12 protein-coding genes are annotated in these 13,436 nt (G+C 67.4%); 6 read left to right on the forward strand and 6 right to left on the reverse strand.

The window, feature by feature from the left end; all coding sequences use genetic code 11:
• Positions 1–71 precede the first annotated feature (71 nt).
• Positions 72–839 carry a DeoR/GlpR family DNA-binding transcription regulator gene (locus JHD59_RS10710; RefSeq protein WP_043613317.1) on the forward strand — a complete coding sequence of 256 codons (768 nt, stop codon included), beginning with the start codon at positions 72–74 and terminating at the stop codon, positions 837–839.
• A gap of 71 nt (positions 840–910) precedes the next feature.
• Here the strand turns inward: JHD59_RS10710 and JHD59_RS10715 are convergent, their stop codons facing one another.
• Positions 911–1,795 (reverse strand): LysR family transcriptional regulator, encoded by an 885-nt coding sequence (locus JHD59_RS10715; RefSeq protein WP_199154221.1) that lies wholly within the window; start codon positions 1,793–1,795, stop codon positions 911–913.
• Between the two features lie 110 nt (positions 1,796–1,905).
• Here JHD59_RS10715 and JHD59_RS10720 point away from each other — a divergent pair, with 110 nt between their 5' ends.
• Complete coding sequence (locus JHD59_RS10720) at positions 1,906–3,081, forward strand: serine hydrolase (protein ID WP_199154222.1); 1,176 nt, start codon at positions 1,906–1,908, stop codon at positions 3,079–3,081.
• A complete protein-coding gene (locus JHD59_RS10725) occupies positions 3,081–4,253 on the forward strand; it encodes an MFS transporter (RefSeq protein ID WP_199154223.1) in 1,173 nt (390 codons plus the stop codon). The genes JHD59_RS10720 and JHD59_RS10725 overlap by 1 nt, the downstream gene beginning before the upstream one ends.
• A 165-nt stretch (positions 4,254–4,418) precedes the next feature.
• Here JHD59_RS10725 and JHD59_RS10730 read toward each other — a convergent pair whose 3' ends face one another.
• The 5 genes from JHD59_RS10730 to JHD59_RS10750 form a co-directional block, all read right to left on the reverse strand.
• Positions 4,419–5,195 (reverse strand): EAL domain-containing protein, encoded by a 777-nt coding sequence (locus JHD59_RS10730; RefSeq protein WP_199154224.1) that lies wholly within the window; start codon positions 5,193–5,195, stop codon positions 4,419–4,421.
• A gap of 61 nt (positions 5,196–5,256) precedes the next feature.
• Positions 5,257–6,018, reverse strand: a complete 762-nt coding sequence (locus JHD59_RS10735; protein ID WP_199154245.1) for a DeoR family transcriptional regulator — start codon at positions 6,016–6,018, stop codon at positions 5,257–5,259.
• A gap of 47 nt (positions 6,019–6,065) precedes the next feature.
• On the reverse strand, positions 6,066–7,157 hold the full coding sequence (locus tag JHD59_RS10740) for an NAD(P)/FAD-dependent oxidoreductase (protein WP_199154225.1): 1,092 nt from the start codon (positions 7,155–7,157) through the stop codon (positions 6,066–6,068).
• A gap of 9 nt (positions 7,158–7,166) precedes the next feature.
• Positions 7,167–7,679: a GNAT family N-acetyltransferase gene (locus JHD59_RS10745; RefSeq protein WP_199154226.1), complete on the reverse strand. Its 513-nt coding sequence runs from the start codon at positions 7,677–7,679 to the stop codon at positions 7,167–7,169.
• Entirely contained in the window at positions 7,673–9,100 is a 1,428-nt protein-coding gene (locus JHD59_RS10750) for a PLP-dependent aminotransferase family protein (RefSeq protein ID WP_199154227.1), read from the reverse strand. Before JHD59_RS10750 ends, JHD59_RS10745 begins: the two co-directional genes overlap by 7 nt.
• Positions 9,101–9,219: 119 nt before the next feature.
• On the opposite strand from JHD59_RS10750, the gene JHD59_RS10755 reads away from it, so the two are divergent.
• The 3 genes from JHD59_RS10755 (at position 9,220) to JHD59_RS10765 (ending at position 13,407) form a co-directional block, all read left to right on the forward strand.
• The gene (locus JHD59_RS10755) at positions 9,220–10,437 is read left to right on the forward strand and encodes a benzoate/H(+) symporter BenE family transporter (protein ID WP_199154228.1); all 1,218 of its coding nucleotides are present in this window, start codon (positions 9,220–9,222) and stop codon (positions 10,435–10,437) included.
• A 98-nt stretch (positions 10,438–10,535) separates the two neighbouring features.
• Complete coding sequence (locus JHD59_RS10760) at positions 10,536–11,924, forward strand: aminopeptidase P family protein (RefSeq protein WP_199154229.1); 1,389 nt, start codon at positions 10,536–10,538, stop codon at positions 11,922–11,924.
• Between the two features lie 220 nt (positions 11,925–12,144).
• The gene (locus JHD59_RS10765; RefSeq protein WP_199154230.1) at positions 12,145–13,407 is read left to right on the forward strand and encodes a DUF4010 domain-containing protein; all 1,263 of its coding nucleotides are present in this window, start codon (positions 12,145–12,147) and stop codon (positions 13,405–13,407) included.
• Positions 13,408–13,436: the final 29 nt, after the last annotated feature.

Raw genomic sequence — 13,436 nt, forward strand, 5'->3', positions numbered from 1 at the left:
TGCATCCTGCATTTGCTATTGCGGGGACAAATATGTTACTAAAGTAACGTGATTTTCGATTCCGAATAGTTATGAGCCGCTCTCCACGTCACGACAAGATTCTGCAACTGGTCCGCGAAAACGGCTTCATGCCGATCGAAGAGCTGGCCCGTCTGCTCGATGTCACGCCGCAAACGATACGCCGCGACATCAACCAGCTGTGCGAGGCCAATCTGCTGCGCCGCTATCACGGCGGCGCCGCGCTGGGCAACAGCGTGGAGAATGAGGACTACTTTGCTCGCAAAGGAAAGTTCCAGAGCGAAAAAGCCCATATCGCGGACATGATCGCCCGCAGCATCCCGGACCACGCCTCGCTGTTCATGAGCATAGGCACCACCATTGAAGCGGTGGCGCAGGCGCTGACGGCCACGCACAAGGGGCTGCGCGTCATCACCAACAACATCCACGTCGCCTCCATCATGTCCACCAACCCGGACTTCACCGCGATGATCACCTCCGGCACCGTGCGCGCGTCCGACGGCGGCATCACCGGCGTGGCGACGCTGGACTTCATCAACCAGTTCAAGGTGGACTACGCCATCATCGGCGTCTCCGGCATCGAGCCGGACGGCTCGCTGCTGGACTTCGACTACCGCGAGGTGCGCGTGGCGCAGGCGATGATGAACAACGCCCGCCACCGCTACCTGGCCGCCGACCACAGCAAGTTCGGCCGCAACGCGCTGGTGCGCATGGGCCACATCAGCGAATTCCACACCGTGTTCACCGATGCCGCGCCGCCGGAGCCGGTCACCAAGCTGCTGGAAGAACACAACGTCAGGCTGGTGCTGTCCGAAGCCTGATCACACGCTGCACCCGTCCCCGCCAGACCCGGCATTGCAACCGGGTCTGCTCGTTTTGACTGTCGGCCGGCTCATTCCGCGAACACATGCGCGGCCATATAGTCGATGAACACGCGCAGCCGCGGCGGCATCGCCGGCGTGGCCGGCCATAGCAGATACATATTGCCGCTGCGCGCCACCCTGGGCGTGTCCAACGCCACCAAGGCGCCGCAAGCCAGCTCGCCCTTCACGGTAAAATCGGGCAGGCAGGCGATGCCCAAGTCCCGTACCGCCAGCTCGATCAGCGCCTCGCCGGTATTGCAGCTGGCGCTGATCGGCAGCCGCGCTTCCGCCTCATCATCCGGCGCCAACGGCCACGGCAGCAGCTTGCCGCTGCTGGGAAAGCGGTAATGCAGGCAGCGGTGCCGCGCCAGATCGTGCGCCGACTGCGGCGCGCCGGATGCCGCCAGATAACCCGGCGAGGCGACCAGCAGCATGCGGTAGCCGCCCAAGCGCCGTCCGGCCAGCCGAGAATCGCCCGGTTCGCCGCCGCGCACCACCACGTCGAAACCTTCTCCTATCACGTCCACCAGCCGATCGTTGTAATCCAAATCCAGCGCCACTTGCGGGTAGGCGCGCATGAAGCCGGCCAGATGCGGCGTCAGCAAGCCGCTTTCATGCGGCAGGCCCACTTTCAGCCGGCCTCTGGGCGCAGCCAGGCCTTGCTGCAACTCGCGCTCGGCGGCGTCCACCTCGTCCAGAATGGTCTGACAGCGCGCCAGATACTGCTGCCCCTCGGCCGTCAGCGCCAGCCGGCGGGTGCTGCGGTGAACCAGCCGCACGCCCAATCTTTGCTCCAGCCGCTGCAAGCCCTTGCCCACCGCCGACGCCGACAGGCCCAGCTGCCGTCCCGCCGCCACCAGGCTACCCTGGCGAGCCACCTGCGCGAACAGCTCGATTCCGCTCATTTTTTCCATGGTGATACCCATTACAGAATGAAATTCCGTTTTGAACGGAATGCTAACCCATTTATTCGTCATGCAAGGGCTTTTAGCATCGGTCCACCTTCTTGTTTCGGACCTGGATCATGCATATCGAAGCGACACACTCTTTGGACACTGCCGCCCTGGATCGCTTGCTGGACGCCGCGCTGAGCGAAGGACGGCTGATCGGCGCCGAGGCCTGGCTCGCCGTCAACGGCCAGCCCGTCTACCACCGCGCCGCCGGCTGGGCCGACCGCGAGGCTGGCGTCGCCATGCGCCCAAACGGCTTGTTCCGCCTGGCCTCGCTCAGCAAGCTGTACACCAGCTGCGCGGCGATCCGGCTGGCCGCACGCGGCGTGTTGCGGCTGGACGCCGCGGTCAGCGACTACCTGCCGTATTTCGCGCCGCGCCTGGCCGATGGTAGCCAACCCGTCATCACCCTGCGCCAGTTGCTGACCCACACCGCGGGGCTGGGCTACGGCTTTCTGGAGCCGGCCGGCGGCGGCGCCTATCATGCCGCCGGCGTGTCCGACGGGCTGGACCATGCCGCCATCAGCCTGGAGGAGAATCTGCGCCGGCTCGCGGCGCAGACGCTGTGGCAAGCGCCGGGCCAAGGCTGGATCTATTCGCTGGCAACGGACGTCATCGGCGGGGTGCTGGAAGCCGCCACCGGTTTGCCGCTGCCTGAGGTGATGCGACGCGAGGTGACGGCTCCGTTGGGTTTGGCCGATACCGCCTTCCACGCCGTCGATCCGGCCCGGCTGGGCGCGGCTTATGCCGAAACCGAGGGCGGGCCGCAACGCATGGAGCAGGCGCATCGGCTGATCCTGCAGCCGGAATTCGTCGGCATCGCTTACGCCCCTGCGCGAGCGCTGGACCAACAAGCCTTTCCGTCCGGCGGCGCCGGCATGGTGGGCACGGCAGCGGATTTCCTCGCGCTGCTGGAGGCGCTGCGCGTCGGACGCGAAGACTGGCTGCCGCGCGAGTGGCGCGATGAAATGATGCGCGACCAGATAATCGGCATCGAGATGGAAGGCTGGCCCGGCTGGGGCCACTGCCTGGCCGGCGCCGTGCTGCGCGATCCGGAAACCGCGGGCCTGCCGGCAAGCCGCGGCAGCTGGCGCTGGCTGGGCGCTTACGGCCATAGCTGGCTGGTGGACCCGGCGCGCGGCGTCAGTTTCGTCGTCTGCACCAACACAGCCCTGGAAGGCTCGGTGGGCGCGTTCAGCGGCGAATGGCTGCAAGCTGTCTACGCCGCGCTAGATGGGAGTGCCGCCTGATGCCCGCCGCCATCTATCTGCTGAGCCTGTGCATTTTCGCCATGGCCACCTCGGAATTCATGGTGGCCGGCATGATGCCGTCGCTGGCTGCGGCCTTCCAGGTTTCGCTGCCCGAGGTGGGCAATCTGGTGTCCGCCTACGCCGCCAGCGTGGTGGTGGGCGGCCCAGCATTGACGCTGTGGCTGCGTTCGGTCCGGCGCAAACCGGCCTTGCTGAGCCTGCTGGCGCTATTCCTGCTGGGCCAGCTGCTGGGCGCGAGCGCAGACGGCTATCCACTGATGCTGGCCTCGCGCATCGTCTGCGGCGTGGCGCAGTCCGCCTTCTTCGGCGTGGCCTTGGCCCTGGCCGGGGAGCTGGTGGGTCCGGGCCGCATCGCCCGCGCCGCCGGCCTGGTGCTGAACGGCCTGATGCTGGCCTCGGTGGCGGGCTTGCCCATGGCCGCGCTGCTGGACCAGCGCTGGGGCTGGCGCGTGTCTTTCTGGCTGGTAGCGGGTCTGGTAGGTTTGGCCATGCTGGGCATCGCAGCCTTGACGCCCGCCGGCTCCGCGCCGGCGCGCCAGGAGGCGGGTGAGGAAATGCGCGCGCTGGCCAGACCGGCCTTGTGGGCGGCTTATGCGTCCAGCGGCCTGATCATAGGCTCAGTGTTCGCCGTCTTCACCTATCTCGCCCCTATCTTCCTACAGGTCAGCGGTTTTTCCGCCGCCATGGTGCCCATATTGTTTGGCGCATACGGCGCAGCCACGGTGCTGGGCAATCTGCTTACCAGCCGGCTGGCCGACCGCCACACCCGCCGCGTGCTGCAGGGCGGCATCCTGACGCTGCTAGTGGCGATGACTGCCTTGGCGCTGGGCGCGCAATGGCAGGCGCTGACGGTGACGGCATTGTTCCTGCTGGGCCTGGCTGGCCTGCCGATGAACCCGGCCATGGTGGCGCGGGTAGTGCGGGCGGGGGGAAGCGGGGCGATGGTGAACAGCCTGCACATGGCGGTGATCAATCTGGGCCTGATGTTCGGCGCCTGGGCCGGCGGCCTGTGCCTGGACGCAGGCTGGGGCTTGCGCGCGCCCGTGTGGCTGGGCGCGGCGCTGGCCTTGCTGGCTTGGCTCAGTTTGAGCCTGGATAGACGCGGCGACAGCTGGCAAGCCAAGGCCCGACCGGCGGACGTGTCGGTTTGATTGGAGTTGGTTAATGGGTACGCCGTGAGCGGCGGATCACCCCGTGAACGGGGCATCCGCCCTACGCGAAACCATCAACCGTAGGGCGGAATCCCGGCAAAGCCGGGAGTTCCGCCAAGCCACGCCCATCTTGACAATATCCGGGTACGAGGTGGTTAGCCGCAGCTACAGCTGGCAGGCCACCGCCAGCTCGCCCGGCCTGCCAAGATAATAGCCCTGGTACAGTTCGACGCCGAGCGCGCGCATCGCTTCCAGCTGCTCGGCGGTTTCCACGCCTTCTACCAGCATGCGGCTGCCGATCTGCCAACCCGATTCCAGCAGCGCCGGCAGCTTTTTGGTTTCGCCCGCCATGTACTCGTGCAGCAGGCTGGGATGGAGCTTGATGATGTCAGGCGATAACTCGGTCACCTTGCTGTGCGGGGCCTCCGCCGCGCCGAAGTCATCAACCGCCGTGCCGAAACCCATTTCCGCGGCATGGCGCAAGCCGTCCAGCAGGGCTTGGCCGTGGTGCTCCACCTCGCGCGCCGGCACTTCGAAAATCACCCCGCCGCAATCCAGCTCCACGCTTTGCAGCAGATTTTTCAGCAGGGGCAGATGGGTGAGGCCGCGGTGGTCTTCCTGCACGGTGGCGGTCAGCAGGTTCAAGGTCAGGCAGCTTTCCTGCCGGCTCTGGGCAAAATTGCGCACATGGATCAGCCGGGCCAGGGTGTCGGCCAGTTGCGCCCGCTCCGGGGACAGGCTGGCCAGGAAACGGTCCGGCGCCTGCCATTCGCCGCCTTCGTCCACCACCCGCAGCAGCGCCTCATAGCCGAACAGGCTGCCGCCCTTGTAGAAAATCGGCTGAAACACGCTGAGAAATCGACAGCCATCCAGGCTGGCGCAATAGCGGCCCGAGGCATCGCGGAACAGCGTGCCGCTTTGGGCGGAAAAAGAGGGTTCCATGCCGTACCCTCCACTTGGACACGATGCTTCAGCATAGCAATGCCGAAAATACTTATCAGTGCTATTCGGCGATGTGCAATTGGGTGCCGCCTTCCTGCATCAGGCGGGCGATGCCCGGCGGCACCGGCTTGTCGGTGAACAACGCGGCGATCTGGGAGAGCCGCCCCAGCTCCACCAGCGCCGGGCGGTCGAACTTGCTGTGGTCCGCGGCCAGAAACACCTGGCGCGACTGCTGGATGATGGCTTCGGTGGTGCGCACTTCGCGGTAGTCGTAATCGCGCAGCGTGCCGTCGGATTCGATGCTGGACACGCCGATGATGCCGTAGTCGACGCGGAACTGGCGGATCATCTGCACCGTCGCCTCGCCGGTCAGGCCGCGGTCGCGCTTCCTCAGCGAGCCGCCCAGCACGATGACCTCGCAGTCCGGGTAGTCGCACATCTGCTCCGCCACGTGCAGATTGTTGGTGATGACCCTCAGCCCGCGATGGCGGTGCAGCGCCTTGGCCACTTCCTCCGTCGTGGTGCCCAGATTGATGAACAGCGAGGCGTTGTCCGGGATGTGCCGCGCCAGACAACGCGCGATGCGGCGCTTTTCCTCTATGCACAGTACCTGCCGCGCCTGGTAGGCCACATTCTCTACGCTGGACAATACGCTGGCGCCGCCGTGGTAGCGCTGCAGCTGCTGATGTTCGGCCAGCAGGGTGATGTCGCGGCGTATGGTCTGCCGGGTGACTTCAAAATGTTCGGCCAGCTTCTCCACGCTGACATAGCTTTCGCGCCTGACCATGTCCAGCAGCTCTTGTTGTCGTTGATTCAGGATCAGCATGCTTGTGGTTTCTCCCCTTTGCCGGCGATTGTAAGCGATTTGCTCTAATCCAGCAGCGCGGCCACGGCATCGGCGATGGCCAGGCAGCTGGTGAGGCCCGGCGACTCGATGCCGAACAGGTTGACCAGGCCCTTCACGCCGTGGACCGCAGGCCCCTGAATGACAAAGTCCGCGTCCGGCTGTCCCGGCCCGGCGATCTTGGCGCGGATGCCGGCGTAGGCGGGCGACAGCGCGCCGTCCGGCAGCCGCGGCCACCAGGCGCGCACCGCGCGGTAGAAGGCGTCGGCGCGCGCCGGGTCCACCCGGTAGTCCACCTGGTCCACCCATTCCACGTCCGGGCCGAAACGCGCCTGGCCGGCGAGGTCCAAGGTCAGGTGGCTGCCCAGGCCGCCGGCTTCCGGCAGCGGGTAGATCAGCCGCGAAAACGGCGCGCGGCCCTGAAGCGAGAAATACACGCCGCGCGCGTAATGGGCCTGCGGAATCGCCGCGGCGGGCAGGCCGGCGAGGGAGAGTGCGACGCTGGGCGCGAACAGCCCGGCGGCATTGACCACGCGCTCGGCCAACAGCTCCATGCCGGCCACGCGCAGCACGATGCCGCCCCTTGTCGCCTCGCCGCCGGTGACCGGCGATTCCAGCGCCAGTTGCGCGCCGGCCGCTTCGGCATCGCCCAGCAGCGACAGCATCAGGGCGTGGCTGTCTATGATGCCGGTGGACGGCGACAGCAGGGCGGCGGCGCAATCCAGCGCCGGCTCCAGCGCGCGGGCCTCTCTGGCGGACAGCCGCTGGATATCGGCGACGCCATTGGCGCGCGCCTGTTGTTCCAGCGCCGCCAGCTTGGCCAGCTGCCCGTCGCGGCTGGCGACGATCAGCTTGCCCAGTCGCGCATGCGGAATGGCGCGTTCGGCGCAGTAACGGTAGAGCAGGTCGCGTCCGGCCACGCACAGCCTGGCCTTCAGGCTGCCGGCCGGATAATACAGGCCGGCGTGGATCACCTCGCTGTTGCGGCTGGAGGCGTGCTGGCCGATGGCCCGCTCCGCCTCCACGATCACCACCTCGCGCCCGGCCTCGGCCAGCGCGCGCGCCGCCGCCAGCCCGACCACCCCGGCACCGATGACCACGCTATCGATTCTGTCCATCGTGCTGCCTCAGTCGATGACGCGCCGCAAGGCGACGCGATTGCGGAAACCGGCCGCCGCCTCGGCGCGCAACCGCGCCGCGAGTTGGCTGTCGGCGGCGGGCGCGAAATCCTGAAAGCCATGGCGGCGATAGAATGGCGCATTCCACGGCAAATGGGCGAAGGTGGTCAGCGTCAGGGCGACGTGGCCGCGCATCGCGGCCTCGACGACGAGCCGCCGCAGCAGCGCCGCGCCCAATCCGCGCCGCGCGTGGTCCGGGTCCACGTCCATCTCGGCCAGATGCAGATGGCCGTCGACGATCTCCGCCAGGGCGAAGCCGGCCACGCGTCCTTCGTCCTCCGCCACCCACAACAGGCCTTCAAGCTGCGCGCCGGCCAGCGCTTCGACCGGCAGCACCGCGCCGCGCAAAGCCGGCGGCAGATCGGATTCCGGAAACAGCGCGGCGGCGCGGCGCTCGATGTCGGCCAGCAAGGGCAGGTCGGCCAAACGGGCCGGCCGGATGGCGATGCGGGTGTCTAGCATGTCGTCCTCAGTTGCTCGGCGGCCAGCTCTCCCAGCCGGACGATGGCTTGCCGCTGCGCCTCATCCCAAGGCTGGCCGAAGTTCAAGCGCAGGCAATGGCGGAAACGCGGTTCCGCCGAGAACAGCATGCCCGGCGCGAAGCTGATCGACTCGCGCAGCGCCGCTTCCAGCAGCCGTCCGCTGTCCAATCCTTCCGGTCCTTCCACCCACAGCAACAGCCCGCCCTGCGGCCGCCTGAGCGTGGTGCCGCGCGGGAAGGCCGCCAGCACCGCGTCGGCTACCTGCTCCATCTGCCGCGCCAGCTGTCGGCGCAGCCGCTGGCTGATGCGGGCATAGTCGCCGCTGGCCAAGAGATCGGTCAGCGTGCCCAGCAGCAAGGCCGGGCTGACCAGGCTGCTGCTGGCGCGCAGCCGCTCCAAGGCCGCGTGGTGACGGCCGCCGGACAGCCAACCCAGGCGGAACGACGGCGCCAGGCTCTTGGTGAACGAGGCGCAGTAGATCACGTCGCCGTCGCGGTCCCAGGCTTTCAGCGGCGTCGGCCGCGCCTCGCCGAAATACAGCTCGCCGAACACGTCGTCCTCGATGAGGGTGACGCCATGGCGGCGCGACAGCGCCAGCAGCCGTTTCTTGTTGTCATCCGGCATGCGCGCGCCGGTGGGGTTCTGGTAGTTGGTCACCGTCACCAGGCAGCGCACCGGCGGGCCGTATTGCAGCGCAAATTCCAAGGCCTCCAGCGATAGGCCGGCGTCCGGCGTGCAGGGAATCTCCAGCGCCTTCAGCCCCAGCGCCGCCAGCGTTTGCAGCAGGCCGAAATAGACCGGCGTTTCCACCGCCACCGTGTCGCCGGGACGGGTCAAATGGCGCAAGGCCAGGCTGATGCCCTCGGTGATGCCGTTGCAGAACAGGATCTCGTCCGCCTTGACCTCCATCTGCCAGCCGGCCGCCATCTGCTTGAGCAAGCCGCACAGCCGCTCATGCTGGGCTGCCGGCAGATAGGCGCCGATCAGCTCCGGCCGCTGCAGCAAAGCGGTCTGCAGCCGCCGCGCCAGCTCGGCCGACGGGTACAGACTGTGGTGGGCCTCGGCCATGTGCAGCTGCACCGCCACGTCCGAGGCCGACAGCGCCACCAGCTGCGACATGCGGCTGTCCACTTCCACCAGCGTGGCGGGCGAGGGCAGCGCGCGGTGGAGGGCTGCTGCTGCCGACGCAGCCGGCAAGGCGGCGAAGAAACCGGCGCGCGGCCGCGCCACCACCCGCTGCTTCTGTTCCAGCCAGCGGTAGGCGGCCAGCGCGGTCAGGCTGTTGACGCCGTGGCTTGCCGCCAGCTGTCGCACCGACGGCAAGCGGCTGCCGGGCGGAAATTCGCCGGCGTCCATTCTGGCCGCCAATTGGCGGGCTATGTCTTGGTAGATCGCTTCCATCCAACTGTTATATCAAACAGATTGCGCCGCATACAAACTGTTTACCCGGCTTGTGGGAGGAAGCAGGCGGCCGGCATGGCACGCTGCCGCTATTCGTCTTGATTCAAGAAAGCCCGCTCATGAAGTTTTGGCACACCCTGCGGCGCGACGCCGCGCCGTCCTCGGCCCTGGCCGCCGCGCTGGCCTTGCTGGTCGGTTATTCCGGCCCGTTTCTGATCATCGTCCATGCCGCGCAATCGGCCGGCCTCAGCGCCGGCCAGCTCGGCTCCTGGGTGTGGGCGGTGTCCATCGGCTCCGGCGTGGCCGGCCTGTGGCTGAGCTGGCGCTGGAAGGCCCCGGTGATCACCGCCTGGAGCACGCCCGGCGCGGCGCTGCTGCTGACGGCCTTGCCCGGCGTGCCTTACCCGGAGGCTATCGGCGCCTTCCTGGCCGCGGCGGCCATCGTGACGCTGGTGGGCATCAGCGGCCTGTTCGATAGGTTGATGGCGCTGTTTCCGCCGGCGCTGGCGGCGGCGCTGCTGGCCGGCATCCTGTTCCATTTTGTCGGCGAGGTGGTGACCGAGGCCGCGCAACAGCTGGCGTTGGTGCTGCCGATGGCGGCGCTGTTTTTTGCGGGCCGCCGCTGGTTTCCGCGCTGGGCGCTGCTGGCGGCCATCGCGCTGGGCGTGGCGCTGTGCGCGGGCCAAGGACAGCTCCACACGCCGCCGGCCGGCGCGCTCTCCGGCATCGCCGGCCCGGCCTTCACCATGCCGGCCTGGTCGTGGTCCGCTTTCATCAATCTGGCCTTGCCGCTGGCCCTGCTGGCCTTGACCAGCCAGTTTCTGCCCGGCATGGCGGTGCTGCGCACCTTTGGCTATAGCGTTCCCGCTCGCTCCCCAGTCACCGCGCTGGGCATCGCGTCCATATTGACCGCGCCGTTCGGCGGCCACGGCGTGACGCTGGCCGCCATCATCGCCGCCATCTGCACCGGCCCGGAAGCGCATGCGGACCGCAGCCGCCGCTACGTGGCCGGACTGTTCTGCGGCCTGTTCTACATCGTCTTGGGCCTGGCCGGCGGCGCGCTGGCCGCCCTGGTGCTGTTGCTGCCCAAGGCGCTGGTGGTGACCGCCGCCGGGCTGGCGCTGTTCGGCACCCTGGCTTCGTCCTTGGGCGCGGCGCTGGCCGATGGCGAACACCGCGAAGCGGCGCTGCTGACCTTCGTGGTGGCGGCCTCCGGCATCAGCATCGCCGGCCTGGGCGCGCCCTTGTGGGCCATGCTGGCCGGCGGCCTGCTGCGCCGGCTGTTGCAACCCGCCAAGCCTGCGCCTTCCCAGGCCGAAACCGCGGCCGCCCCTTGAGCCGGCGGCTGGCCGCCCGGGCCGGCGCGTGATAAGTTAGACGGCTAAATCTATCCGCAGCGGCATGCTTAGCCGCCCTGCGGCAAAAGGAGAAAAGCATGTTCGCCCCTTCCGTCTTCGCCGCGCGCCGCGCCCGCCTGCAACAGGCTGGCCTGTCCGGCCTGCTGCTGTTCGTCGGCAATGTCGACTCGCCGATGAACTACCACGACAACACCCTGCCTTTTGTGCAGGACTCCAGCTTCCGCTACTTCTTCGGCCTGAACGAGCCGGGCCTGGCCGGCGTGATCGACGCCGACAGCGGCGAAGCCACCCTGTTCGGCAATGATCCGGACGTGTCCGACATCGTCTGGACCGGCCCGCTGCCCAGCTTGTCCGAACGCGCCGCCAAGGCTGCCGTGGGCCGCAGCCGCCCGTACGCCGAGCTGGCGCAACTGCTGGCCGAGGCCCGCGCCGCCGGCCGCCCCGTGCGCTACCTGGCACCGTACCGCGGCGAGACGCTGATCGAAATGGGCCGTCTGCTGGACGTGCATCCGGCCGAGGTGAAGGCCGGCTTCTGTCCGGCGCTGACCCGCGCCGTGGTGGCGCTGCGCGAAATCAAGGGCGAGGAAGAGATCGCCGAGATGGAAAACGCGCTGGGCGTGACTCACGCCATGCATATCGCGGCCATGCAAAACGCCAAGCCGGGCGTGCTGGAATACCAAGTGGTGGGCATCATGGAAGGCATCATGCGCCGCCATGACTGGCACCTGGCCTACCCGTCCATCTTCTCCAAGCGCGGCGAAGTGCTGCACAACCATGGCCACGGCAATGTACTGCAGCAAGGCGACCTGGTGCTGAACGACACCGGCTGCGCCAGCGGCGGCGGCTACGCCAGCGACATCACCCGCACCTTCCCGGTGGGCGGCAAGTTCTCCACCCGCCAGCGCGAGCTGTACGACATCGTGCTGGAGATGCAGGAGGCCGCCATCGCCGCCATCAAACCCGGCGTCAAATACCAGGACATCCACAAGCTGTCCGCCGCCGTGATGGTGGAGCGCATGGCCGAGCTGGGCTTCTTCCGCGGCGACGTCGACGCCATCGTCGAATCCGGCGCTTATGCCATCGCCTTCCCGCATGGCCTGGGCCACCAGATCGGCATGGACGTGCATGATATGGAAGCATTGGGCGAAGACCTGGTCGGTTACGGCGACGGCGCCGAGCGCAGCCCGCTGTTCGGCCTGGGTTATCTGCGGCTGGGCAAGCCGCTGAAGGCTGGCATGGTGGTGACGGTGGAGCCGGGCGTTTACTTCATTCCGGCGCTGATCGAAGCCTGGGAGAAGGAAGAACGCCACAGCGCCTTCATCAACTACGCCAAGTTCCGCGAATACGCCGACTTCGGCGGCATCCGCATCGAAGACAACGTGCTGGTGACGGCAGAGGGCAGCCGCGTGCTGGGCGAGCCGATTCCGAAAACGGTGGACGAGATCGAAGCGGTGATGGCGGTATAAGCGCCTGCCGTAGCCATCCCGCAACCCGCGTCGCCAGACGCGGGTTTTTTGTTGGCCCGGCGCCGACTTATCCACAACTCCAGCCCAATAGCCGATTGATCCACAGCCCGCGCGCCTGACCCGAATCAACTATCCTGCGCGCGACGACATCGCGGGTGTACACCGCCATCCATACGGGATATCTTGAAGACAGTACCGTTTCAAACGGAAACCCCTCCCCATGCGCTATCTGGACTGGCTGCCGCCCGAAGCGACGCAAATCACCCTGGTGCTGTTCCTGGCCTTCCTGATTGGCTTGGAGCGGGAAGAGCGCAAGGCCGGCGGCGATAAATACGCCTTCGGCGGCGTGCGCACCTATCCGCTGATCGGGCTGATCGGCTATGTCATCGCCACGCTGGCGCACGGCGAATGGATGCCGGTGGCGCTGGGCTTCGCGGTGGTGGCGGCTTTCCTGCTGATGTCGTACTGGCACAAGCTCAGCGGCTCCGGCTATTCCAGCGTCACCACCGAGATGACCGGCCTGGCCACCTATCTGATCGGCGTGCTGGTCTGCCGCGAGCTGTACTGGCTGGCCGCCACGCTGACTGTGGCCAGCCTGCTGCTGCTGGAATTCAAGACGCGGCTGGAAACCCTGGCCCAACGCATCGACCCGACGGACATCCTCATCTTCACCCAGTTTCTGCTGCTGGCCGCGGTGATTCTGCCACTGCTGCCCAACCAGGCCATGAGCCGCTTCCAGATCAATCCGTTCAACACCTGGCTGGTGGTGGTGGCGGTCAGCGCCATTTCTTATGGCAGTTATTTGCTGCAGCGGCTGCGCCAGGGGCGCGGCGGTCTGTTGCTGGCGGCGCTGGCCGGCGGCGCCTATTCGTCCACCGTCACCACGGTGGTGCTGGCGCGGCGTTCCGCCGGCGCCGCCGCGCCGCGCGTGTACGCCGGGGCCATCGTGATGGCTTCCGGCATGATGTATCTGCGGCTGATGGCCTTCCTGGCGCTGTTCAATTTCGCGCTGCTATTGCGGCTGTGGCCGCTGTTTTCGCTATTGGCGGCGCTGGCGCTGCTGGGCGGCTGGCTGTGGTCCAAGAGCGGATCGGACGCCGCCGTGGCCAACGAAGCCTATCAGCCGAAAAACCCGCTGGAAATCAGCACTGCCCTGCTGTTTGCGGTGCTGTTCATCGCCATGCTGGTAGCCACCCGGCTGGCGGCGCAATACCTGGGCGCGGCCGGCGTCTACACGCTGGCGGCGGTGATGGGCGTCAGCGACGTGGACCCGTTCATCATGGGCATCACCCAGTCCACGCCGCAGCTGACGCCGCTGCCGGTGGCGGCCGCGGCCATTTTGATCGCCGCCTCGGCCAATAACGTGGCCAAGGGGTGTTACGCGCTGTCGCTGGGGTCGCGCGAAGCCGGGCGGCAGGCCCTGTTGATGTTGCTGGCGCTGGCGGCGCTGGGGCTGGGGCTCGCGTCTGTTTTATGGGCGTGAAGTCCGCTTACCCACAACCATGCAACACG

The organism is Chromobacterium sp. ASV23 (genome assembly GCF_016428945.1).
Lineage (GTDB): Bacteria > Pseudomonadota > Gammaproteobacteria > Burkholderiales > Chromobacteriaceae > Chromobacterium > Chromobacterium sinusclupearum.

Bases quoted from the DNA above. Each gene is read 5' to 3' on its own strand.
- JHD59_RS10740 (WP_199154225.1), bottom strand. From the start codon at position 7,157: ATGGACAGAATCGATAGCGTGGTCATCGGTGCCGGGGTGGTCGGGCTG.
- JHD59_RS10750 (WP_199154227.1), bottom strand. From the start codon at position 9,100: ATGGAAGCGATCTACCAAGACATAGCCCGCCAATTGGCGGCCAGAATG.
- JHD59_RS10730 (WP_199154224.1), bottom strand. From the start codon at position 5,195: ATGGAACCCTCTTTTTCCGCCCAAAGCGGCACGCTGTTCCGCGATGCC.
- JHD59_RS10715 (WP_199154221.1), bottom strand. From the start codon at position 1,795: ATGGAAAAAATGAGCGGAATCGAGCTGTTCGCGCAGGTGGCTCGCCAG.
- JHD59_RS10755 (WP_199154228.1), top strand. From the start codon at position 9,220: ATGAAGTTTTGGCACACCCTGCGGCGCGACGCCGCGCCGTCCTCGGCC.
- JHD59_RS10745 (WP_199154226.1), bottom strand. From the start codon at position 7,679: ATGCTAGACACCCGCATCGCCATCCGGCCGGCCCGTTTGGCCGACCTG.
- JHD59_RS10760 (WP_199154229.1), top strand. From the start codon at position 10,536: ATGTTCGCCCCTTCCGTCTTCGCCGCGCGCCGCGCCCGCCTGCAACAG.
- JHD59_RS10765 (WP_199154230.1), top strand. From the start codon at position 12,145: ATGCGCTATCTGGACTGGCTGCCGCCCGAAGCGACGCAAATCACCCTG.
- JHD59_RS10710 (WP_043613317.1), top strand. From the start codon at position 72: ATGAGCCGCTCTCCACGTCACGACAAGATTCTGCAACTGGTCCGCGAA.
- JHD59_RS10720 (WP_199154222.1), top strand. From the start codon at position 1,906: ATGCATATCGAAGCGACACACTCTTTGGACACTGCCGCCCTGGATCGC.
- JHD59_RS10725 (WP_199154223.1), top strand. From the start codon at position 3,081: ATGCCCGCCGCCATCTATCTGCTGAGCCTGTGCATTTTCGCCATGGCC.